Source organism: Salibacterium qingdaonense (genome assembly GCF_900114715.1).
GTDB lineage: Bacteria > Bacillota > Bacilli > Bacillales > Marinococcaceae > Salibacterium > Salibacterium qingdaonense.
In genome coordinates this window covers 40,006-60,993 of record NZ_FOTY01000018.1, presented here as the reverse complement: position 1 = coordinate 60,993, position 20,988 = coordinate 40,006, and the positions used below count along the sequence as shown (strand labels likewise).

Annotated in this window: 22 protein-coding genes and 2 pseudogenes; 14 read left to right on the top strand and 10 right to left on the bottom strand. The window is 41.6% G+C overall.

What is annotated here, in order from left to right; translation table 11 throughout:
• Positions 1-236 (bottom strand): IS66 family insertion sequence element accessory protein TnpA (tnpA, locus tag BM058_RS12955; RefSeq protein ID WP_407690185.1); only part of this gene is annotated, 236 nt, incomplete at its 3' end.
• A 197-nt stretch (positions 237-433) separates the two neighbouring features.
• Here tnpA and BM058_RS12950 point away from each other — a divergent pair.
• Positions 434-1,303: pseudogene (locus BM058_RS12950) on the top strand (tyrosine-type recombinase/integrase).
• A gap of 42 nt (positions 1,304-1,345) precedes the next feature.
• Complete coding sequence (locus BM058_RS12945) at positions 1,346-2,116, top strand: hypothetical protein (protein WP_090927468.1); 771 nt, start codon at positions 1,346-1,348, stop codon at positions 2,114-2,116.
• Positions 2,117-2,302: 186 nt separating this feature from the next.
• Here the strand turns inward: BM058_RS12945 and BM058_RS12940 are convergent, their stop codons facing one another.
• Entirely contained in the window at positions 2,303-2,650 is a 348-nt protein-coding gene (locus BM058_RS12940) for a hypothetical protein (protein ID WP_090927467.1), read from the bottom strand.
• Positions 2,651-2,682: 32 nt separating this feature from the next.
• Positions 2,683-3,288 carry a hypothetical protein gene (locus BM058_RS12935; RefSeq protein WP_090927466.1) on the bottom strand — a complete coding sequence of 202 codons (606 nt, stop codon included), beginning with the start codon at positions 3,286-3,288 and terminating at the stop codon, positions 2,683-2,685.
• 548 nt (positions 3,289-3,836) lie between these two features.
• Between BM058_RS12935 and BM058_RS12930 the strand changes: the two genes are divergently transcribed.
• From BM058_RS12930 to BM058_RS12910, 5 genes are all read left to right on the top strand, one after another.
• On the top strand, positions 3,837-4,277 hold the full coding sequence (locus BM058_RS12930) for a hypothetical protein (RefSeq protein WP_143083023.1): 441 nt from the start codon (positions 3,837-3,839) through the stop codon (positions 4,275-4,277).
• Positions 4,278-4,292: 15 nt separating this feature from the next.
• On the top strand, positions 4,293-4,661 hold the full coding sequence (locus tag BM058_RS12925) for a hypothetical protein (RefSeq protein ID WP_090927464.1): 369 nt from the start codon (positions 4,293-4,295) through the stop codon (positions 4,659-4,661).
• Between the two features lie 106 nt (positions 4,662-4,767).
• Entirely contained in the window at positions 4,768-5,370 is a 603-nt protein-coding gene (locus tag BM058_RS12920; protein WP_090927463.1) for a hypothetical protein, read from the top strand.
• A 102-nt stretch (positions 5,371-5,472) separates the two neighbouring features.
• Positions 5,473-5,700 (top strand): hypothetical protein, encoded by a 228-nt coding sequence (locus BM058_RS12915; protein ID WP_143083022.1) that lies wholly within the window; start codon positions 5,473-5,475, stop codon positions 5,698-5,700.
• A 380-nt stretch (positions 5,701-6,080) separates the two neighbouring features.
• Positions 6,081-7,751: a hypothetical protein gene (locus BM058_RS12910; protein ID WP_090927461.1), complete on the top strand. Its 1,671-nt coding sequence runs from the start codon at positions 6,081-6,083 to the stop codon at positions 7,749-7,751.
• Here the strand turns inward: BM058_RS12910 and BM058_RS12905 are convergent.
• A complete protein-coding gene (locus BM058_RS12905) occupies positions 7,741-7,929 on the bottom strand; it encodes a hypothetical protein (RefSeq protein ID WP_090927460.1) in 189 nt (62 codons plus the stop codon). The genes BM058_RS12910 and BM058_RS12905 overlap by 11 nt on opposite strands.
• A gap of 752 nt (positions 7,930-8,681) precedes the next feature.
• Between BM058_RS12905 and BM058_RS18810 the strand changes: the two are divergent.
• A pseudogene (locus tag BM058_RS18810) lies at positions 8,682-9,230 on the top strand (pectate lyase-like adhesive domain-containing protein); the annotation flags it as partial.
• A 262-nt stretch (positions 9,231-9,492) separates the two neighbouring features.
• Positions 9,493-9,888, top strand: coding sequence for a hypothetical protein (locus BM058_RS12895; protein WP_090927458.1), 396 nt, complete (start codon positions 9,493-9,495; stop codon positions 9,886-9,888).
• 441 nt (positions 9,889-10,329) lie between these two features.
• Here BM058_RS12895 and BM058_RS12890 read toward each other — a convergent pair whose 3' ends face one another.
• The 3 genes from BM058_RS12890 to BM058_RS12880 form a co-directional block, all read right to left on the bottom strand.
• Positions 10,330-11,217, bottom strand: coding sequence for a tyrosine-type recombinase/integrase (locus tag BM058_RS12890; protein ID WP_090927457.1), 888 nt, complete (start codon positions 11,215-11,217; stop codon positions 10,330-10,332).
• A gap of 30 nt (positions 11,218-11,247) precedes the next feature.
• Entirely contained in the window at positions 11,248-12,141 is an 894-nt protein-coding gene (locus BM058_RS12885) for a helix-turn-helix domain-containing protein (RefSeq protein WP_090927456.1), read from the bottom strand.
• Between the two features lie 123 nt (positions 12,142-12,264).
• Positions 12,265-12,642 carry a hypothetical protein gene (locus BM058_RS12880; RefSeq protein ID WP_090927455.1) on the bottom strand — a complete coding sequence of 126 codons (378 nt, stop codon included), beginning with the start codon at positions 12,640-12,642 and terminating at the stop codon, positions 12,265-12,267.
• Between the two features lie 824 nt (positions 12,643-13,466).
• On the opposite strand from BM058_RS12880, the gene BM058_RS12875 reads away from it, so the two are divergent.
• Together BM058_RS12875 and BM058_RS18315 are read left to right on the top strand one after the other, a co-directional pair.
• Complete coding sequence (locus BM058_RS12875; protein WP_177195555.1) at positions 13,467-15,080, top strand: recombinase family protein; 1,614 nt, start codon at positions 13,467-13,469, stop codon at positions 15,078-15,080.
• 55 nt (positions 15,081-15,135) lie between these two features.
• On the top strand, positions 15,136-15,303 hold the full coding sequence (locus tag BM058_RS18315) for a hypothetical protein (protein ID WP_177195554.1): 168 nt from the start codon (positions 15,136-15,138) through the stop codon (positions 15,301-15,303).
• A gap of 466 nt (positions 15,304-15,769) precedes the next feature.
• On the opposite strand, the gene BM058_RS12870 is transcribed toward BM058_RS18315, so the two are convergent.
• Both BM058_RS12870 and BM058_RS12865 read right to left on the bottom strand, forming a co-directional pair.
• Positions 15,770-16,798, bottom strand: coding sequence for a hypothetical protein (locus BM058_RS12870; RefSeq protein WP_090927453.1), 1,029 nt, complete (start codon positions 16,796-16,798; stop codon positions 15,770-15,772).
• Positions 16,791-17,618 carry an HNH endonuclease gene (locus tag BM058_RS12865; RefSeq protein ID WP_177195553.1) on the bottom strand — a complete coding sequence of 276 codons (828 nt, stop codon included), beginning with the start codon at positions 17,616-17,618 and terminating at the stop codon, positions 16,791-16,793. Before BM058_RS12865 ends, BM058_RS12870 begins: the two co-directional genes overlap by 8 nt.
• A 196-nt stretch (positions 17,619-17,814) precedes the next feature.
• On the opposite strand from BM058_RS12865, the gene BM058_RS18900 reads away from it, so the two are divergent.
• Both BM058_RS18900 and BM058_RS12855 read left to right on the top strand, forming a co-directional pair.
• Positions 17,815-18,015 carry an AbiTii domain-containing protein gene (locus BM058_RS18900; protein WP_090927451.1) on the top strand — a complete coding sequence of 67 codons (201 nt, stop codon included), beginning with the start codon at positions 17,815-17,817 and terminating at the stop codon, positions 18,013-18,015.
• A 152-nt stretch (positions 18,016-18,167) separates the two neighbouring features.
• Positions 18,168-18,530, top strand: a complete 363-nt coding sequence (locus BM058_RS12855; protein ID WP_090927450.1) for a hypothetical protein — start codon at positions 18,168-18,170, stop codon at positions 18,528-18,530.
• Between the two features lie 6 nt (positions 18,531-18,536).
• On the opposite strand, the gene BM058_RS12850 is transcribed toward BM058_RS12855, so the two are convergent.
• On the bottom strand, positions 18,537-18,734 hold the full coding sequence (locus tag BM058_RS12850; RefSeq protein ID WP_090927449.1) for a hypothetical protein: 198 nt from the start codon (positions 18,732-18,734) through the stop codon (positions 18,537-18,539).
• A gap of 948 nt (positions 18,735-19,682) precedes the next feature.
• Here BM058_RS12850 and BM058_RS12845 point away from each other — a divergent pair.
• Positions 19,683-20,981, top strand: a complete 1,299-nt coding sequence (locus BM058_RS12845) for an ABC transporter substrate-binding protein (protein ID WP_245736997.1) — start codon at positions 19,683-19,685, stop codon at positions 20,979-20,981.
• The last annotated feature ends 7 nt before the right edge of the window (positions 20,982-20,988 follow it).

Here is a 20,988-nt window from a genome sequence, read left to right as displayed (position 1 = left end):
GCTTGGTCGGCCGAAGGGGCGGGCGCCCCTTGAGAACCAACGTCCATCTCCACCCAGGAAGGGGAAGGGGATGATGCGGGGAGAGAAGAGGGTGTTTCAAATTTCTTTTTCCAATACCGAACCTGAGGAATGGTGATGTTTTTCTGCGTGGCACACCACTGGGGAACGCTCAAACCACTTTCCTGAAATGCTGCGATACGACGGCGCCATGTTTCCTGATATTCAACCGGATCCAAAAGCTGTACCTCCTTTTCTTCATCGAGATTACGTTTAGTTTGGCAGAATCTCTACGGAAGAAAAAGGTGGGGTCTATTTGACGCTTACCGATCCACGAAAAAAGAAGTATCAACCACAAAATCCTTACTACCGTGGACGATAAGGATAAGCAGAAAGACACCTGCCTCATCAAAGAAGAAAAGCCAACCAAAAGGAGATGACGATGATGACACTTAAAAAAATCGTTCAAGAATTTGTACAGTGGATGAAAACCATGGAGCGCAGCCAGGAAACCATTGATGGGTACCAAAAAGATCTGATGATGGTGGGTACCTTCTTATCGGCCCGGTATAATACCCAGGTTTTTGTGGATGAAATTAATACAGAAGATATCGAAGCATACTTGACCATGCTGAAAGAAGAGAAAGCCTATCAACCTTCCAGCCGGAACCGCCATCTGCATACCTTACGTTCCTTTTTCACTTTTTGTGTCAAAAAAGGATACCTTTTGCGAAGTCCGGCAGCTGCTGTTGAAAAAGTCCCTGTTCAGCAGAAAGAACGGGAATATCTCAATGATCACGAAGCCCAACAGTTAATTCAAGCTATAGACCATGAGCTGATACAGCTCGTGGTGCAGGTTCTGTATTACAGCGGTCTGCGAATATCAGAGTGTCTGTCCTTAACGGAGGACGACGTCAATCTGGAGAAAAAACAGCTGCATGTAAGGCAAGGCAAAGGAAACAAAGACCGTTACGTCCCTCTTAATTATCATTTAATTCCAATCCTCCAATCCTATAAAAATCGGAGGGACAAAAACAGCCCTACCGCCTATTTCTTTGCAACGAAGAAGACGGGTAAACTGTCCCCCGTTTATGTGAATCGAGTCCTGGCTGAAACAGCAACAAAACTTTGATGGAATAAAATTACAGCCCATACGCTCCGCCATAGCTGTGCATCCCGGCTGATTCGACAGGGAGTCAGCCCTGTGCATGTCCAAAAAATCTTAGGTCACTCTGATTTGAAAACAACATCAATCTATTTACATTCGAACTACGAAGAACTTGAAAAATCTATGAACACCCTGTGACGGAGCTTAACAGGATAGGATGCAGAAGGAGGAATGTTTGGTATGGAGAATGAAAAATACCAAGACGCTCATCAAGATGACCGGGTCCAAGAAATTCTTCGAGGCCTTGCAAAAGGAGAAACAAGGGAAGCATTGGCAGAACACTTTGGGTACAAGACCTATAAATCCTTAGATATTTACATGCGCCGGAAAGGTTTCAGCTGGGACCGTCGTGATCAAACCTACAAATGGGCCCAGGAACTAGAGCCCCTTCCTTATGAACCAAGAGACCGGACGAAAGCAGGCCAAGTTACGTTATTATTGGAGCAGGAAGACAATGACGTACGACAAGTCGCTCAACAGCTGCAATTTGCGGATCATTTGGAAATGGCCCAGTATATGAAAGGCCGGGGGTATGAATGGCATGACGACAAAGGAAATTATGTGAAACAGGTGGGAAAGATAGAACCTGATTTGCCCCTCGATCCCTTAGAAGAAGATTATTCTCCTCCCCTCCAAGAACAGAACGATGCTCAGCCAACAGAAAAGTTGGAACAGTATCTTCCTCTTTTAGCTCTATTGGAAAAACACAAAGAACGCCTTCTTGATCTAGTGGTTCCGGGTGGGGAAACGGCTAAACTCCCTCGTTATGTACTTCCAGGAGTAGCAACCACGAAGACCATCCAGATGGTGACGAGCTTAAAGGACGTCGTCGAGGCTTACAGCCAGGAGAATAATATCACCCAACGTGAGATGTTTGAAGTCGCTTTGATCGAATTTTTCGAGAGGTACGGCTATCAACATCAAGTGGAAAACTTACTTCATCGAAGATAAAGAAGCAGAAGAACAGTGCCCTCCGGAAAAGGCACTGTTCTTTTTTTCTACCGCCCCACTTGAATGGAAATAGAACCAACCAAACTCTGAGCCCTTGTTTTCTAGTGAAGGGTAAAGAGATTATCAATAAGACCCTTCCCTTATATATACATTCCATACCAAAACGGGAACTTCAATAGAGGAAGGTTAATGTGTATTCACTCTGAAATATGTCTTCCCTCTAGCATGATCGTACTTCCCAAACAACCATTCCTCTGGATGATCTATGATTACTTTATACAGAATTTGACCATAAAACTTAGCGGCTACTTCATCGTTTCTGCCACATGCTTCCCATATAGGCTCATATACAGTTCCTCTCCAGTCGCTTCCTGGAATCCAGCTTGAGGTTAGGACTTCTTCTTGATCTGCAATTCTATCTAGCTCTGTAACGATTGCTCGGTGTTTATCCTGGGGGAGTTTTTTCATCAGTCTGGTGTAATTTGCTTTGTAAGCCACTTCAGTAATTGCTTTACCATCCATGTTCTTTAACAATGCAATCCCTCCAATTTGATTACGTGTTGAAATTATTTGCGAAGATGGTTCATAAGTTCTTTTGCTGCTTCCAATCGCGTCCCTTCGTCTTCTGCATTATTCATTAGGTCTTTTAAAACTTCAATGGTGTTGTCATATAAATCTTTATTAATGGATGAACCAGCATTATCTCGTAAAGTTGGATCCAGATATGCTTGGAGTTCAGCTTCTTCTGCATTGTGCTTGAATTTGCTTATAGAGCGGATGTTTTTTAGAAGGGACTGGACTTTTGCATTTAACTGTTCAAAAGGAACTTTCGTGATCCAGGTGACTGAGCGGGTGTGAGCCATGAATAAGTCTGTGAATTCCTCTCTCCAACTGTACTCTCCTACCTTTCCGATATGAACCGTCTCCCCTTTACGAATGAGTACTAGATCCCCAACTTCCATTGTGTTTACAAAGGAATTCAAAAGACCAAGATTCGTCCTTAAAGATTGATCTTCATAACCTAATGATAATAAAGAGCTTCGAATTTCTTCTTTTCCGGCATGGGTTAGGTCTCCTGTACTCGTCCATCCCACAGCAATTAGGTTCTTTTCCAAAAAAGTGTCCATTCGTTCTATTCCATGTGGCTTACTTCGTACCATGAAAATATTCACTCCATCACCTCCATAACTTAGTTATTAACTTAGTATATAACTAATAGTAAATTGGGAAAGTTGATTTGTCAACAAAAACATGAAAAATAAGCAATTTGCTCAAAGAAAGCCCTTTTAGAAATACAAAAGATTGTATAAGAAGCACCGGTGGGACAATCGCTGAAACATGTTGATCTACGAAATAGAGGAAGAACATCGAAAACAGTAATATCTCCAATACGGAGCTATAAATATTTTTTATAATGGAATTCCATCTACGTTTCGAATATGGTAAAATTTATTTGTAAGGACTAAAGAACTAATGCCGAAACCCCTTAATCTTTTATTCTTGTGGTATTATATGCCGCCCCGTTTAGGGCACAGAAGCATTGTTTAACCTCAAGACCATACGCCTCTTTCATGAATTCAGGAAGGAAGATAGCTGAATGTCTATTTTTGGAACTGTATCCATTTTAGCTGTAATATCTTTTATCATAGGTGGGTATCGATTCATAAAGGTAAGTGAGGACTTTGTTACCATTTGGTCTCAACATAAAGGAAAAATGGTAGTGGGAATAGCCATAACCTTGTTCACGTTAGGTGTGAATATCACCTTATATGATGGTTGGTTTGTTATTACGTGGAGCATCATATGGATTAATTTAGTGATTTGGTTCCGGAGTGTAAGGTACATCCCTATTTTCATCCTGAGATATGCCATTATATGCGTGCCCTTCACTCTTGCTATTGATGCTATTCTCTTTGATACGATTTTAGATGAAGCCTCCGCTGATCTTATGGCCGGTGGTTTGGATGCCGAAGAACCTTCGAATCTCCATGCCGTAGATCCCCATGAAGTTAGTGGTTATGAGACAGAGGACGGTACGATGGTGGAAGGGTACTATAGAGATGGAGATGGAAACACCGACATCAACTTGTCTAAAGAAGATGGTGGAGGATATCTGCGTTCCAATCCTGATGGCGATCCTTCCCATAATCTACATTCATAGAGGGGGATTTTATCCATGCAAAAAATCATGCCTGTAGTGGTTATTGGTCTCCTAGGTTTCGCTGCCTTTCAGATCATTCAATATATTATAGAAAATTTCATGGGTGTTTTATCAGTGGTTACTGGGCTTTTGTTTTTTGGTTTATTATATGGGGTGTCTGTCTGTAACAATGTAGAAAAGACCTATCAGGTGAAGCTTATTACTAAAAATCAGTATAAATGGATGTTATCAACGGGGGTTACTTGTTTTTTTCTTGCGAACAACGTTGGAATCAACGAAACGTTAAGTCTAATACCGGTTTTGATTGTCATGATTAGTGTTCTTTTAAAGGCTTCGATAGATTGGAATAAGTGGAAGGAAAGTCAAGTTTCTTATAGTATGTAGATTGCCAGTCTGGAAGACCATGTCTAAGTGGTTGGCCGAGAGAATTGACACGGGACACCTTGTATTATAGGCTGAGTTGAAGGGTACAGTAGGGAGTGTGTTTTACTTGTCAAGGTTCACTGTAACATTCAGGGACGAGGAAACCCTGGTTATCAATGATATCATTCTTTTTGAACAGGATCAGATAAAAGAAATAAGAGGTATTGCTGCTGATTTCTTGCAATCTCAACTTCGGCGGGAAGAAAAGCATGGCAAAGACTTGTCTTACATAACAGAAAAGCAGAAACAAACGGTTATACATTATAAAGACCAGATTATTTCAGGGATACCAGCTGCCAAACTTCTTGACGATGAGATTATACAGGTTTCCCTGTACAGCAGTGAACGAAGCCTAAAACGAATTCGTTCTAATGATCGAGATACCATCATAGGTCTCATAAACAGAGTGAAAAATACGGATACTGTCACAAAAGCCCAATTTAAAGGTTATCCTTCTCTTTCGTATACAACATTGGAAAAAGAGAATCCCGAGGGGATGAAATTACCTATCAGTTTTGTATGGGGAAAGAAAGGGAATCATGTTATTAAGATGATAACCGTTGCTCCTCGAAATGTAGAAGGGGAAGCAATGGAGACTTCCATTACGGAAACCAATCCAGAAACGGCTGCCATGTTAGAGGAAATAAAGAAACGTTTAAATGGAGATTGAATATTTCAGAGATAAGGTTTAAAATTTCTTATATAGGTAAAAATATTTATAACGCAAAGGGGAGGCATTCATATGAGTATCTTGTATAGGGAGGTTCCTGCGATGAATAGTGAAGCCGAGAAACCAACAAAAGATATCGTATGGAGTGTTGTGGATAAAGAGTTTGCTGTTCGAAATGTTCCCTTTTCTCGAATGGACGCTGATGGTGAAGAGTTCCTAAGCTTGGGAGTCTCAGCCAAACTGGAACTCATTCGAGAACTGATGCTGAATGATGAAGTCCCTCATGATGTTAATTTTGAGGACGTCGCTGACCTTAAATTCTCTAATTAAGGAAACAATCCAAATCGTATTACGATCTCTTAGATCTAAAGTGGTGGATGGAAAAAGGTAGAACGTCATTCTGATTAGACACCATCCTTATTTTTCAAAAAAAGAGAGGGAGGACGTTTTTTGGGTCACCAAAAGCGCTTGGGTAATCGGGCATTTTGCTCGATTTGTTGAGCGGCATGACGTTTATATCGGTTCGACTGGTCCATATGGATGTCCGGCTGGTTCGAGTTTTCCAAGCAACCCCCCCCCCTTTTATAAAACTACGGGAAATCTGTTTACTGTATTTCTTGGAAGGTCTTTTTATTGAGGAACTTTGTATTGCAACTTTTGGACTTGATTTTCTATTGAGCAACAAAGGGTAGAGCAACATCTTTGCCCAATTGCTTGAGTCTCATGGCTTTTATATAAATAAATTTTTCGGAAAATTCAGTTACTTTTGTGCGATTAACGCTAATGAGGTTGAAGTTCAATTCAGCCAAGAAGTGGATCCTACTAGTGTAACTGTCAATAACTTTGATGTATTGGATAATAGTTATAATAATATTGCTGTTGATTCAGCTGTCTATAACTCTGAAGAAAACAGCGTTAAGTTGACTCTAAGTAGCGATTTAGATACAACTAACGCACCGTATACTGTTTACCCTGATAGTGAAGCATTCGGTATAGATGAAGGATTTGAAATTGATATACCGTCTGAAGCCCCAACTGTAGAGAATGTTAATGTTACAGCTGGAGATGCAGCAACTGTAGAAGCTGATATTGATTTAGCGGATAAATCGGCCAGCGCAGGTCTTGTTAATAGCGTGACTGATGTGACAGATACTACCAACACAGCAAGTGTTGCTGGAACTACAGCAGTAACTAGCGGTAACTTAGAACTTGATGTAGATAATTCGTCATTTTTCCAAGGTGGTCACACTTATGAAGTTGAAATTGCAGCTGGTACTATGGAAGATGCCTTTGGAAACACTAATGATGAAGCAGTAACTTATCAATTTAGTGTAGAATCAAATGAAGAAGCTCCATCTATTGCTGACTTAGAATACCTTGCTTCAGAAAAAGTATCTGGGCAAGTTAACGCTGTGGTTACTTTCAATCAAGCGGTTGAGGCTGCTGGGGATAGTTCAGTTGACTTAGATATTATTAATAAACAGAACTATACAACAACACCTGAAGCAGGATTGTCAGCACATTTTCATGGAGAAGATGTAACTGATGAACATCCTGATTTAGAGTTAGACAATAACCAGATTTTGATCGAAAACGTAAATAATAATGTTTCGATGGAAGATCAGAATTATACGTTGCGTTTAGCTGCTGGTGAAGTACAAGACACGACATTGGATGAAGTACAAAATGAAGTAACTGAAGCAGAGGCTCAAGCTGTAGATGTCATCGCTCCAGAAGTAACAGAGGTAACACTGCAATCTTCTGAGTCAGTTGAGTTGAACTTCTCTGAAGCTGTAACTCATGATACGTCCAAGAACGTATTGGTTGATGGTTTTGATGAGAACGGTGATGCTGTTAACGGAGCTGACAATGGTATTGAGGCATCTGTAGAAATGTCTTCTGATGGCCAATCAGCTGTATTGACACCAGTTAATGACGGAGAGTTGTTTATTACTGGTGATAATGGCCAAGCTGAAGCTATTGAAGCAGAAGCTGGCGCATTTGTTGATGGTAATGATAATCAAATCGCGGATACTAATATAGATGCATCTGCAAGTAAAGTCACTGATGAAGCAGCACCAGTTTCTACCAAAGCAGTTGCTAATGCTACTAATGATATTTCCGTTAGCTTTACAGAGAATGTATCAGCAGTTGGGTCCGACCAACCATCAGTTACTGTAAATGGTGTCGAGTATTCATATGATGATACTTCATCTGCTGGTTCAGTAGCAGGTTGGCAAGCTCCTGACACATTAAACATTTATGATGATGGAAGTGCATTTAATGCAACTGATGGAGGAGATTCAGTAGTTGTACCTTCCAGTGCTGTAACTGATGGTGAAGAAACAAATGAAACTATTAGTATTACAACTACTCCTTAATAAACAAACGAAACGTTCCTTTATAAGCTAGTAATCTAGTGAAAGAAGGAAAGACAATGAGAACGGCATGTGGTTTAGGTGAATATTGGTTCCCTTCTCCATATGCCGTTTTGTCTTTAACTGTTTTGCTGATTTGTTCAGTGGAAGTCTGAACCATGGTAAACAGTCTATCTGCCATGTGTCTGATCCTCCTGCGTCCAGTGCGATCCTTTTCTGATCAAAGGGGCGAAGTCAGGTGAAGTCGTACTCTTTCAAGAGGCGGGGCTCCTTAAAAGGTGGCTATGGCTAGGACAATGAATCCATGTAGGCAGGGTGAGGTAGAGAAGGGTGAGAGTTGAGCTAGGAGTTCACCTTTTTTCCTGTCATCTGCAATGGTGATACGGCGATCCGACCAATTCAGACTGTTAAACGGGTCGTTCTCATACCTGAATAGTGGAAGCCTACGGTCATCCAACCAAGGGATAGGCAAAACGGAACGTTTGAAGCTTTACAGACGAAGGTGGGAAAAGCACCGATGATCCTGTAAAGTGGCGGCGGGTTCATAGTAGTGATGACAGCTGGCCGTTTGTATTGCCGCAGTAATGTGACAAGAGGTAAAAACCAGCCGAGCGAAGGAACCCAGTCAGTGATTTCTCTACCAATTTATTTCCCAACAATAGCGAGCCAATTACTTTCGAGTGATTGGCTCTCTCTTTTAATTACCTTAACCTACTTGTTATTGTACAAGGACACTTCTTTATCATCATTAGGATTCAGCTGGTGATAAAGGTAAATGTTTCTGTAATTGCATTTTATATTGGGAAATGAACATGGAAGAGATACATTGACGGATCGCCGTGTGCGGTGAAAGCCGCCTGCATGGTGAAGGCTCGAATCGAAAACTATTCTATTTGGATAGTATAAGACGAGAATGGCGCAACAACCGTCAATTCTGCAAGGGAACTAGATACGGCATTAGCAGATAGTTCAACTAGTCATATTATTTTAGAAAGTGATATTGACTATACTAATGGGTCCTCCAGCGATGATTTATCAGACAGGATTTCTATCGAACGTGGTCTGACCATAGATGGTGATGGAAAAATTCTTACGGTTACTCCAGATAGTGGATCTAAAGGTGTTCCTGCTGTCACCATTGCAAACACAAATGATGAAAACGTGGAAATCCGTAATCTAGATCTTGAACGGAATTCAGCAGATGACAGTACATTTTATCAAGGTATTGCTGTGTATGCAAACAATGTTACGATGAGTAACCTTACAATCTCGAACAATGTTAGTGCAGGTTCAGAATATGGTGCTGGTATATGGATTGGTACTGGGGATTATGATCCGCACAGTGATAATATTGCTGCGCCGAGTGTGAATGTAGATACAATTGATATTGACAATGATACGTTAAGTAATATTTCCGACTTTGCAAATGATGCTGTACAATATAATGGAGATGCTATAGAAAACTATAATTCTGGAGAATAGTATTGTCATAAGCGACCTAAACCCTGTGAAGAATGATCTTCACAGGATTTTTACTTAAAAAAGTGAATGAAGGAAATCAGTCAGTGATTTTCAAAAGGTTTATTTCCGTAGCTATACATTAAATGTTCAGGTTTTGAAACAATTTCGTGCGTTAAAAACACGCAAGCTCCTTTATACTTTGTGTTTTAACCGATAAAATAGCATTGCCGTTTACTTCCATGGTATAATAATAAAAGAATGACTATTTGGAGGACTAACCATTATGAACGTGAGACTTTTCATAAGTGTGATTCTGATTTTGATGTTAGCTGTGGGTTGTTCATCAAATGAAGAAACGACAAATGAACAAGAAGAATCAGATACAACAAACGAAGAAAATGAAGGGAACCAACAGGAAGAAGAATCAAATTCCACAGAACAAAACGAAGAGTTAACGAAGCAGGTAACTGAAGAAGACGGGGTTATTGACGGACAAGTCTACACTCAGGACGATACTGCTATTGGAACACTTATGCTTGCTAAAGAAGTGAGCGATAATGATGCTCAGGATTTGGCGAATAAATATGCTGATGAATTGAAAAATGAATATAATGACATGAAAGTAAATGTTCAAGCTGTCCGTGATGGCGAGAATGTGGCGAATATTACTAAAGAATAATTTTTTCGATGCTTGGACTTTTATATAAAATTCCAAAACAAAAACGTTATCATATGCGAATGAGGATACGGAGATCAGCCAATTTGGATTGTTAAACGGGTCGTTCTCATCTCTGAATAGTGGAAGCTGTAATTGCTAAATTAGCGTTAACACTTTCTGCTTGATTAAGATGGAACCCTTTTGGGTTATGACGTTACTCGAAAGCCAAAAAGATGAAGTCATCACCCTTCGGGATGAGGTTTTCTCGTTTTTTGCTATTTGTATGTTTTTTTATTTTATATGTTTTTTTGGCTTTTTCGTATAAATCCTGCGTATCAGGAGAAAATGGGGATAGAAACATCCGCATTTTTGGAGGGTGCAACCGAAAAAAGGCACTCTGTTTTTAAACAGAGCACCTCTGACTCAACCGTTTTGGTTCCATGCCACCACGGTAAAGCCTGCTCACAATTTCTTGAGTTTCGGACGCAGGTTTTCCACGTGGAGGTGCTGATACCTGGCGGTGGATCGAAGATCCGAGTGGCCGAGGATGCTGGCAATAAATTTTTGGTCCACATCCAACAGCGTCAAATGGGTGCCTGTGCTGTGACGGAAAAGGTGCGGCGTCACATGTTTATCAATACCCGCGAGCTTCACAAGGTCCCGCAGCTTTTTGCGGACGTGGGTGGCACTGACAGGCTGATTCGGCTTGACGGACGAGGGAAAGACGTAGTCCGTCTGGATGTCGCGATAATCCAGCATAAACGCAGCCAGCGGCTTGTAGAGCTTCTCCGTCAAAGGCAGATGCAGGTCTCTTCCGTTTTTAATACGTGGGAAATACACTTTCTGCTGCTGGAGATCGACGTTTTCTCGTCGCAGGGTGCGTACGGGTGTTAAACGGCTTCCTGTATGATACAGGAAGCTGAAAAACACAAAGTAGAAGCGGGACACCTTTTCCGCTGTCTGCAGAAAGTGCTCGATTTCATCAAAGGACAGAGGTTCCCGCAGCGGTGTATAGATATTAGGCTGCTTAATCCTGGCACCGATATCCATCGGGAAATCGAGCTCGAGCACCAGGTACTTGTACAAGGCTTTGATGGTGGAAAGATGACGGTTCACCGAGTTGGGTTTCAGTCCCTCTTCCTCCAGTGCTGTCAGGTAGTCCAGAATATCTTCTTTCTGGATATCGCTCATTCGAACGATATCGTTGTACTCCTGCTGCAGGAACTGGGTGAAGCGTTTCAGGTCTTTGCCGTACCCTGTCAGGGTTTCTTCGGCGTATTTCTGTCGTTTCAAATGCCGCAGAAACTTCTGGGTGTAGTGAGGCACATCGGTTTTCTGGGGCTGTAACAAAGCCCACCCTCCTCTTTAAAGACCAAAGGTCTAGTAGTGTTGTTCATCAGGCAGTGAAGCAACGATGGACTGCTGCATGTACCAGTTTAACTGCGGCTCACTGCACTGGAGACGGTTGAACGCCAAGTTGTTATCGATGATGTAACGGTACCTGTGAGCGACCGATACCAGGGGGCTGAACCACATAAACTGGGTTACCTGCTGGGCTTCACTCAGGTGCGGGATGGCCATGTCGGTGGTGTAGATCGCATGAGCGTGATCCAGCCACTGTTCGATCGCCTGAATGTTCGAACGATCGGCCGTCAACAGCGTTATCGTTAAGGCGTGGTCATCCTGTTGGAGCTGGAAGAAGACCTGCTTGTCGTGGAACTGGATATAGCCTTTTCGTTCTTCGAGCTGAAATTGTCGTTCCTCCTCTTCCGAGGATACGGGATCCAGACTCTGCAACCAGGCCTGTTTCACCTTTAAAAGCAGGGTTTTCAACTCTTTCAGATCGTACGGCGTCAGCAGGCCGTATAGTTTATCCTGAAGCTGGGCTGTGAACGCTTCGATGAGGTGACGGCAGGCCTGTTCTTCCACCGCGTTTAACATCGAAGCGAAGTCTTCGATATACGACGGCCACTTTTCCTGCGACGCGGCGGCCGTTGATGCGGGGTATGCCAGGCTGCTCTCGCGCAATTCCCAGAGCTCGGAAAAGGGCACATCGAAATAGTCCGCCGCTTTCTGAAGAAAGGCTTTCGAGCCTCCTCGATCACCGTTTTCTATAAACCCGATGTAAGCGTGCGTCACCCCCAGGGCTTCGCCCAAAATCGTCTGGCTCAGTTGATGTTTTTTCCGCAGGCTTTTTAACCGATTGCCGAGAGCGGTAAATTTTTTCGTCACGGTTTTCCCTCCTTTCGATGGAGACGTTGAAGTAAGGTTCACCTCCTTCTTTCATTCTGTACCAACGACCAGGAATTTATATCCTTTCTCTAAAAATATTCCTCATATCTACGATAAGACAAAAGGGAATCACCCGATAAAGCCTTCGCAAGCCCGTTTCTTGAGCTATCCCCCATCGTTAGGGACGCTGTAAAACCAGGAATAATCGAGGCCGACGTATTTATGCAGGGTCATTTCATCCTCAAACAGCGTTTGATTCGTGTCGTAGTAGGATTGAAAATAGTTGGTTAACTGTTGAGCCCCTCGTTTCGTTGATGCGTGGGCAACGAGAGACGTTGGTACAGGAAAGGCATTAAAATCGGGGTTATTTCCTTTTGCGAGATAGTAATAGAGGGCAAATTCCTGCGACATAGAAAGGTCCGCCACTTCTTTTTGAAAGAAAATGACGCCCTGCCTTTTCCAAAAAAGCAGGGTTTGTTTTAACGTCAGTATATGATGATGGGTCTGTGTCTCCAGCAACTTTGCCAGCGTAACATGCTTCATCTGTTATCCCTCCTGCGTGCTAGCTTTTCCTTTACCCAAGAGATTATGTAACGTTCCCGCGGTCTATAAGAAAAAAAGAGGAGATGTCTGCTGAGATGAGACGTCTCCTTTTTTTACATGGTTTATCGCTTTTATAGGAAATGGGCCGTTGGGGGATAGAATCCACCTATGATGGATAGGATGAATGAAACGAAAACCTCCTAACAGCTTTAAAGAAAAATAAACACAGGAACCCCGTAGCGGGCAGGATGAAGAGAAGGAATTCCAAGATAGTAAAAAAGCGCAGAAACATTAATTGTTAAAAGATGGAATCTATTACCCGCCTTTTTTCTCTTTTTTGAAATGATTTAAAAGGAAATGTTGTCCTGCTTATGAAAAATTTCACTTCATCAGTTGTTCAAAAATCGGGTGTCTACGGGCTAGTTTAACCATGTCCAAAAAGAAATAAACGGCGAAAAATATAATTTTTTATGCTAAAAAACTTAGAAAATCAGAAAAAAGATAGATATAAGAAAAACATAAAATTATAAAATAAGAAGAAATAAAAATCAAGAGAACAATACCAATTACCTTTATTTACCTGTTAACAATGGGTTCTTATACCCTTACGATAAAAATTGTGACAGAAAGAGGCCTTTTTTTTTCGAGAGGTCCGATTCGAAGAACAGGAGGTGGTGGTGGTTAGAAAGTAACCAGATAACGGGGAAGGAGAATGAAAAAAGAGCTTTCTCGGAAGAAAGCCCTTTGATACGTCACACACATCTATTGTATCACATTCTCCTCTACAGTCCTAGACATGTCACTAGAAAATGGAGGAGTCCGATTTGACAAACAGCTTGAATCAAAATAAACGAATGATTATTTTTGCGCGCCGCTCCTTAGAAGAACAAAATAACGAAGGTCTGTCGTACCAAATCAAGATGTGTGAACGGTTTGCCGAAGAACAAGGCTTTGACGTTGTTGAGGTTATCAAGGAAGAAGCATCGGCCTACAATGTCTCCATCGAAAATCGCAGCCAGCTGCAAAAACTTCTTAATAGGATGATGGATGAAGACGTTGATGGTGTGGTGTGTTGGCAGAAAAGCCGAATTGTCCGTTCGGTAGAAGATGCCGTTCTTATCAATGGCTTAATGGACAAGGCAGATTGTGAATTACTATTTGCCGATCCCACCGAGCCGCCGATGGGCAACGATGAAATGGAAAAATTATATACGCTTATCTCGTCCTGGCGTGATGAAGCCGAAGTCAGTAAATTAAGAAATAGAATTAAAGATCACCTAAGACAACGTGCCAAATCAGGGAACTATGTCGGCGGTAGTTATACGGGGTACCAATGGAATACAATGACAAAGAAGTTGGAACAGATTCCTGGTCAAATAGACGCCGTCAAAAATATGTTTCATTATTATCTCTATGAAGGTTGTTCGGCCGAGCAGATTGCTCATTTGTTAAACCAACAAGGGTATAAAACCAAATGGGGGAAACAATTTTATCCCTCTACCGTCATTAATATTCTTCAAAACAAGATATATTGCGGGTATTACCGCTGGGGGTTTCAAACATCCCAAAGAAGAGGACCAGCCGAGGAAGCCGAAGGGTATGATCAAAAAGTAAGTTGGGTGGTTCCCATTATTGATTTAGAGGAATGGTCCAAAGTACAGGAAATCATGGTGAGTCGATCAGGTGTCAAAAGGGGGCAGAAACGCCAGCCCAAACCGAGCTCAACGTTTTTATTAAGTGGTAAGGTTTATTGTGGTGTTTGTGGAACCAAAATGATGGCTCATAATGGAACAAATCAGTATACCCGAAAAGACGGGAGTAAACGAAAGTCCGAGTATCTCAAATATAGTTGTTATTCCCGAGCTGAACATGGAGTCCAAAAAAGAGTAGATGCCATGAAATTGGACCAGGAGGTGCTGCAATGTGTGACGAAAGAACTTGCGTCCATGGATGAGAATGAATTACTGGAGACAAGCCAATTGCAAATCAATGAAAAAACAAATGGATTATACAGCGAACAAGAAGCTTATAAAAAACGAGTCGAACAGTGTTACGGCGCCATCCATAATCTTCTGCATAATGTGGAACAAACAACCGATCCTGAAATGGTTCAAATGTATGAAGCGCGAATCAAGGAACAAAGACAAGAAGCCGCTGATTATGAAAAACGGGAGCGGGAGGTGAAGCAAAGGCTGCAACAAATGGCTGTTACGCAAAATGATATCTATCATTTTTATCATCTCATCACCCAACTGAAAAATTACGAAGTGATGTCTCAAGAGAAAAAAAAGCTTTATATTGAAGAGCTGGTGGAGCAAGTGACAGTCAGCGGCAAAGATATTCATGTTTCTGTGAAGTATAATATTCGAGAACCAAATCAATTTGAAAAAATAACGCACTTTAATATCGATATTCCGTTCCGCCTTTCGAAGAAATAAAGAGAATACACCTCCCCCGCTGTGGCTATACTGCAGCTAAAGGAGGTGTAACCACTTGAATGTTCATGTAACCTATGCATCAAATAGTACAGAGGAAACAGAGAAGGCTAAACGTCGATTACAGAAAATGATCGTTGACGACATTTTACATTGGAAATACGAAGAATTGGATCATCAGATTTTTGATGAGACAAGCATTATCACATCGAAAGAAAAAGGATAGAGAGCTTATCGCTCTCTATCCTTTTTTCTGTATTGGCTTTGTATAAAGGGAAGATGTAGAATAGCGGCGCCTTTTACCTTTCTACTATTTTTATCGTGTCGCAGCGTGGAGTGCTTGCGGCAGGGTAAAAGCTTGATATGGCAGGGATGCATATTTCGGTATTCCGAAAAGCATGCTAATGCCCCCTTGTCGGAATACCGAAATGTTGAATGTGTAAAAACGAATAGGTGCAGAAGGAACAAACAATGTCCACCGCGCCTTTGTCAACTGCATTCTACGCCAACGCTAAATGGGATACGCACTTGTCGGCGGATGGAAGAAAAGAATGCTATTTTCTATGTTGTCAGCTAAACGCCATTCGTAAAGCGGAAAGCCTTTGGGACCTATAATAACAGACACTGGATTCTATAAGAAGAAGGAATGCTTGGGAATGTGGTTGCCAGCACTCCTTCTTATTTTGTAGGCATTACCTTGCCACAGATATTTCTCTTGCTTCGGTAATGGTGTCACTGGTCAGCAACGTATCAAGCATGCACCAGGCACGGTTCGCCCAACGAATACTTGGGCCATTTTTGATGATTTTAGGGGGATAAATAGGAGGGCCTAATGTGTAAAGAAAGTGGGGATTGATGGCACCTGGCGGTATTTCTTGAATAAAGGGATGAAAGTCATCAATCACCTCATAGTCGTCTATGTGATGGATGGACTGTAATTGGCCATCATAACGAAACGCTATATAGTTGGGAGGATTTTTAGGCCATCCCCCTCCTTCAGTTGGGTGAAAGTAATAATTTTTCTTCTCGACAATGTCTTTCCACGAAATATCCCAGCCATCAGGTTTGTCGTCGGATAGAGAAACCACGTATACCCAGTTGGAATCGGTCTGCTGCATAGGAACCACCTTTTCTACATAGTGAATAAAGTCCTGTAACCAGAATTTCTGTTTGTGCTTACTTTTGGCGTGAACCTCTTTCGCCAGTTCGTACAACGATTCCCAACTCATGTACTGTAATGGAATGCCACCTAGAAAGGGATCTGGAAACATCTTATGAAAGCGTCGTTCATTGCATTCCGAAAGGACAACCAAACGATGAACGGTTTGAGATGAAAAACGATTCGAATAATGCTGAAGCTGGGAATCAGCAGGAAGTACCCATCCTTTTTTGGCTTCTAGGATGATATGAAATAAGTCAGGTTGAAATACTTCGAGATCCGTTATCCCTTTGTTCGGCATGTAGTTCTGCATCAAAATCTGGATCTGGTCCCATTCAATATGGTCTAACGTTACTGGATCCAGGAATTGATCCAGAAATGCCTGGAGAAAATGAGGATCACTGGCTAAGGTCCATGCAGCACTGGCTGTCATGTCATCTTCTTTCGTTCCCGCTAATTCAAAAATCGAGGTTAATGCATCGTCATTTTTATAAAGAAAAGCTATGGCTCTCCCCTCCTTAGGTGTTCTATTGGCTACGGTGTTTCCGTTCTCTTCAATCATCCTCCGAGTGGTCAAAGCCATGAAACTTGCGATGGAAACATAAATACGGTTTATGTTCTTCTTCTACCGTTATGGAAAGGGACGAAGACAACCCGAGATGTTTTCGCTCCTTTGCAGTGAGTGTCTTTGAAATCATAATATCGCCATGGCTGGTGAAGGATATAAAACCCCGATCGAATAATTCATCATAAGTGGGCAGTAATAATAAGCCATTGTAACGATCCACCCGTTCCTCATCATTACACACATGCCAAGGTTTGATATGGGAAGCTCTTAACAGGGCGCCATTGGTAAATCCGCTTAGTGCACAGCCCTTCCAGTACGAAAGGAGATTCTTGCGGAATTTTTCTTGTTTTGTTCTGCTTTTTTGCATGGATGTTTTTTCTGTCCCTTCGGAAAATCCATCCGTCCACTCTTCCTTGTCTACATCCGCATCAATAGATTCTAGGAACCAATAGCTTCTAGTATGATTTTCAGGTTCGACACCCATATCATGGCAAATAGCTTGAAATAGTTGGTCCAGCTCTTCGCTGTAGGCGTAGTCTTGATTTAAGACGCTCGTGATCTGCTTATTCGTTACACGTCCGTCAATGTAGACCCCTTCATTTTTATTCTTTATTTGTTGTTTCACATCGTTTCCGATATAGCCCACAATTCGGCTTGGACCAAAGAGGTATTCACCGCCCGTTTTCCAAACAACAAACGTACGTCCTTTTTTCAAGAATGCCAGATAGTCTTTAACATATAATGGATCATACCAATAGCTGTTGAATTGTTTTACATTTTGCTTTAATTGTTCTTCGGTTTGGATGAGTTCCATAAAATCCCCGCTTTGCTGAAAAATACGGTAGTGCATCTTCCATGAGTAGATGAAAGCATCACCTATAATTATCTATGACGATTATATCAAAACGAAGGAAAAACGTGGAGTATATCACAAGTATTTGTCGAAATATTTCAAACATCGTAGTAAAATTAGGGGTGTCAATTAAACTCACAGCAAAGGGAGAGCGGGTATGGAACCTATTGTATTAATGTTGCAGCGGGAGGCTATGGATGACGACTCCAGGACCTCTGATTTACTTCGAAAAGCTTTCGTGGTAGCGAGGAAATTGAAGATTGTTGAATTTGAAGACTGGTGTAACCGTCAAGTTATTTTGAACAGTTTTTGCTCATTAAAATTGAACACTTTTTGTCAAGGAAGAAGCAGAAGATAGTATGTCAGGCTTTGGCAAAGTTTCTCTATTTGGAAGGATTTTTGAGAAAAATGTCAAAGTAGTACTATATCGTTTTATATCAGAATATTTCGAATAATTTAGTCTAGGAAACATTAAATGTGAGGAGGTTGGTTGTAATCAGACGGTATGTTTTGAGTGTAATTGGTATTGTCATGATGTTATTTTCTGCGTCCAAAGGGCTTTGTTCAGGATATCACTACCATAATGGTGGAGATTCCTCCTCGAGTGATTCTTCTTCAGGCAGTTCTGAGCAGGAACCCGCGGGTTCGAATCATACAAATGCCGGGAAAGTTGATGATTTAGAAGAGGAGATAGCCACGCTGGAAGAGAGATTATCTTCCTCTCAAGAGAAAATAGAGGCAAGAGATGAAAAAATAGAAGCGCTCGAAGCTGTAGTGGCGGTCATAACTGTTCTCAACGTAGAGAAGCTTCAAGAAGAAATAAATACTGTAAAATTAGAGAAAGACGCATTAGATCAGGGATCAGGTATCTGAATTCCATTAAAGACTTGGAAGATTATTTTTTATTCTTCGATACCAAAGCGATCCTCCCACAATGCCAGCTACCAATAGCGTCGTGCCTGCGGCTGCTCCACCCCCGTTATTTTGATCATCTGAAGAAGTGGAGGCCGACTTTTCTTCTTCGGATTGTAACTCATTCTCTCGAGTCTCTATTTCCTCTTCCCGTTCATCCAGCATTTCCGATTTTTCTTCCAGCTCTTTTTCCTTCTCTTCTATTTCTCCAGTCAGCTCCTCGTGCTCTTCTCGTTCGGGAAATATAAAGAAAACCTCCGCAGCCGGGAGGGTTTATAATAAACTATAACGTGTACAACAGAGGGTTTGTAAGGGCGGTCGGCTAGTCTCCCGGAGGGGAGGTGATGCCTATGGATATGTATCAGACATTATCTTAAATGATGATGTTTGGCACGTTCATCGTGTTAATCATGTCGCAAAAGAAATAGACCGCCCTCTGTAAAGGTGTGCGGTCTATTTCTAAATGGACGTACCCAAAGCCCTCCGCTCTTAAAGCGGCTGTTGTACAAGGCCGCAGGTGTACCAGCACCTGCGGTTCTTTTTCATTCTATACTGCTTCCCCAAAAGTATGCGTATTTAATCAAATTATACCACAGGAAATACATACGTAAACCATTATTCAATAAGGAGCATCAACAACATCTTATGAAAGAGGTGCCTGACCCCCGGCGCGGTGAAGGGGTAAAGAAGATGAACCTGGGAATATAGCCTGCTCATCGCCTATGGCACAAGATTTCACCGGCATCTTCAGTTCTGCGGGGCCCAGTAACCGGCTCTGACTCATTTCCTGTAATCCAGCAACAACAGGAGTTCATGCAATGCGTCAAACAAACCACGGAAGAAGGTGCGTAGAAAAAGTCATTGTGAAAATAGATAAAACCTATTTAATATTTCAATTGTCGTAAAATTTAAAAAAGTATTGATAAAAAGAAGAAAGAATGTTTCAATAATATCAAGTAAGAATCTTATTAATCCTTGTGAAGGGGGAGTTTAAAATGGCGTGTTTGAGAAGCCCTTATTTTTTCTAAGGATATGAAAGCGCTTTAATTTTTTGGAGCAAAAGGTCCGTACCTTTTAAGATTTATAATTATGAATTTATAGGAGGTTATTTCATTGAAGAAAAAATTAGGTATGTTCGCCGGGTTGGTTCTGTTTGTTGTTCTGATGGCGGCTTGTGCTGCTGACAGCAGTCAGGAAGAATCAGACAGTGGTGACTCAAATTCGTCCGGATCAGAAGATTCTTCTGCAGAAAACCAGGATACTACAGAAATCAGCTTTATTCACTGGCGCGGGGAAGATGAGGAAGTATTTGATGACATTATTGGACAATTTGAAGAAGAAAACCCGGGCATCAGCGTTCAAATGAACACGTATCCTTCCGAACAATATCAGTCTAACGCTCAACAAATGCTTCGGGACGGATCAACAGGGGATGTTTTCACTTCTTTTCCCGGCACACAGTTTGAAACCATTAACAATGCAGGATTTTTCACTGATTTATCAGATGAAGAGTTTGTAAATAATTTTGCTGAAACCTCGCTCGAAGTCGGTCAATCTGAGGGAAGTCAGCTTGCGGTTCCTTACCAGATGGTATTCAATATGCCAGTCTACAACAAAGGTATGTTTGAAGAACTGGGAATTGAAGTTCCAACCAGCTGGTCGGAATATCAAGCGATGGCAGAAACGCTGAAGGAAAATGATATCACACCAATTGCTTTCCCTGGTGCGGATATTGGGCCGAACCAAATGATGAACAGTATGATGATGAACAATGCTAAAAATGAAGATATATTCGCTCAATTGGAAAGTGGAGAAGAAACGCTTACGAACGATTGGTGGATCAATACACTGGAAGATTTTCAGCATTTCAATGAAAATGGATATCTTCAAGAGGACGCTTTAGGCACTAATCAGGATTCAGCGATGCAGATGGTAGCGGATGAAGAAGCAGCAATGCTGGCCACAGGTTCTTATCACATGGCTTCGTTGAAAGAGTTAAATTCAGATCTGGAGCTGGGTTTTCTTCCTCCAATAACAGTCTCAGAAGAAGAAGTAGAATATGAAGGTATTCATACGGCGACTTTCATGCTCGCGGTTAATAAAAATTCTGAAAAGAAAGAAGAAGCGAAAGCCTTTATTGAATTTCTCAGTCAACCAGATATAGCTTCCCAATATGCGAACGAAACCGGACAACATTTAACAGTAAACGATGTGGATTATGAATCGGAATCCTTACAGAACACTTCTCATTGGATTGATGAAAAAGATACAAGATTCCAGCCGCGTTATTTAATTAAAGAGGCAGCTGTAGAAGATGCAGTACTTGGATCCATTGAAAATGTATTAGGCGGAACGAGTCCTGAAGAAGCTGCTGATGAAGCCCAGCAGGTTGTAGAAGAAAACATCGATTAAAGAAATG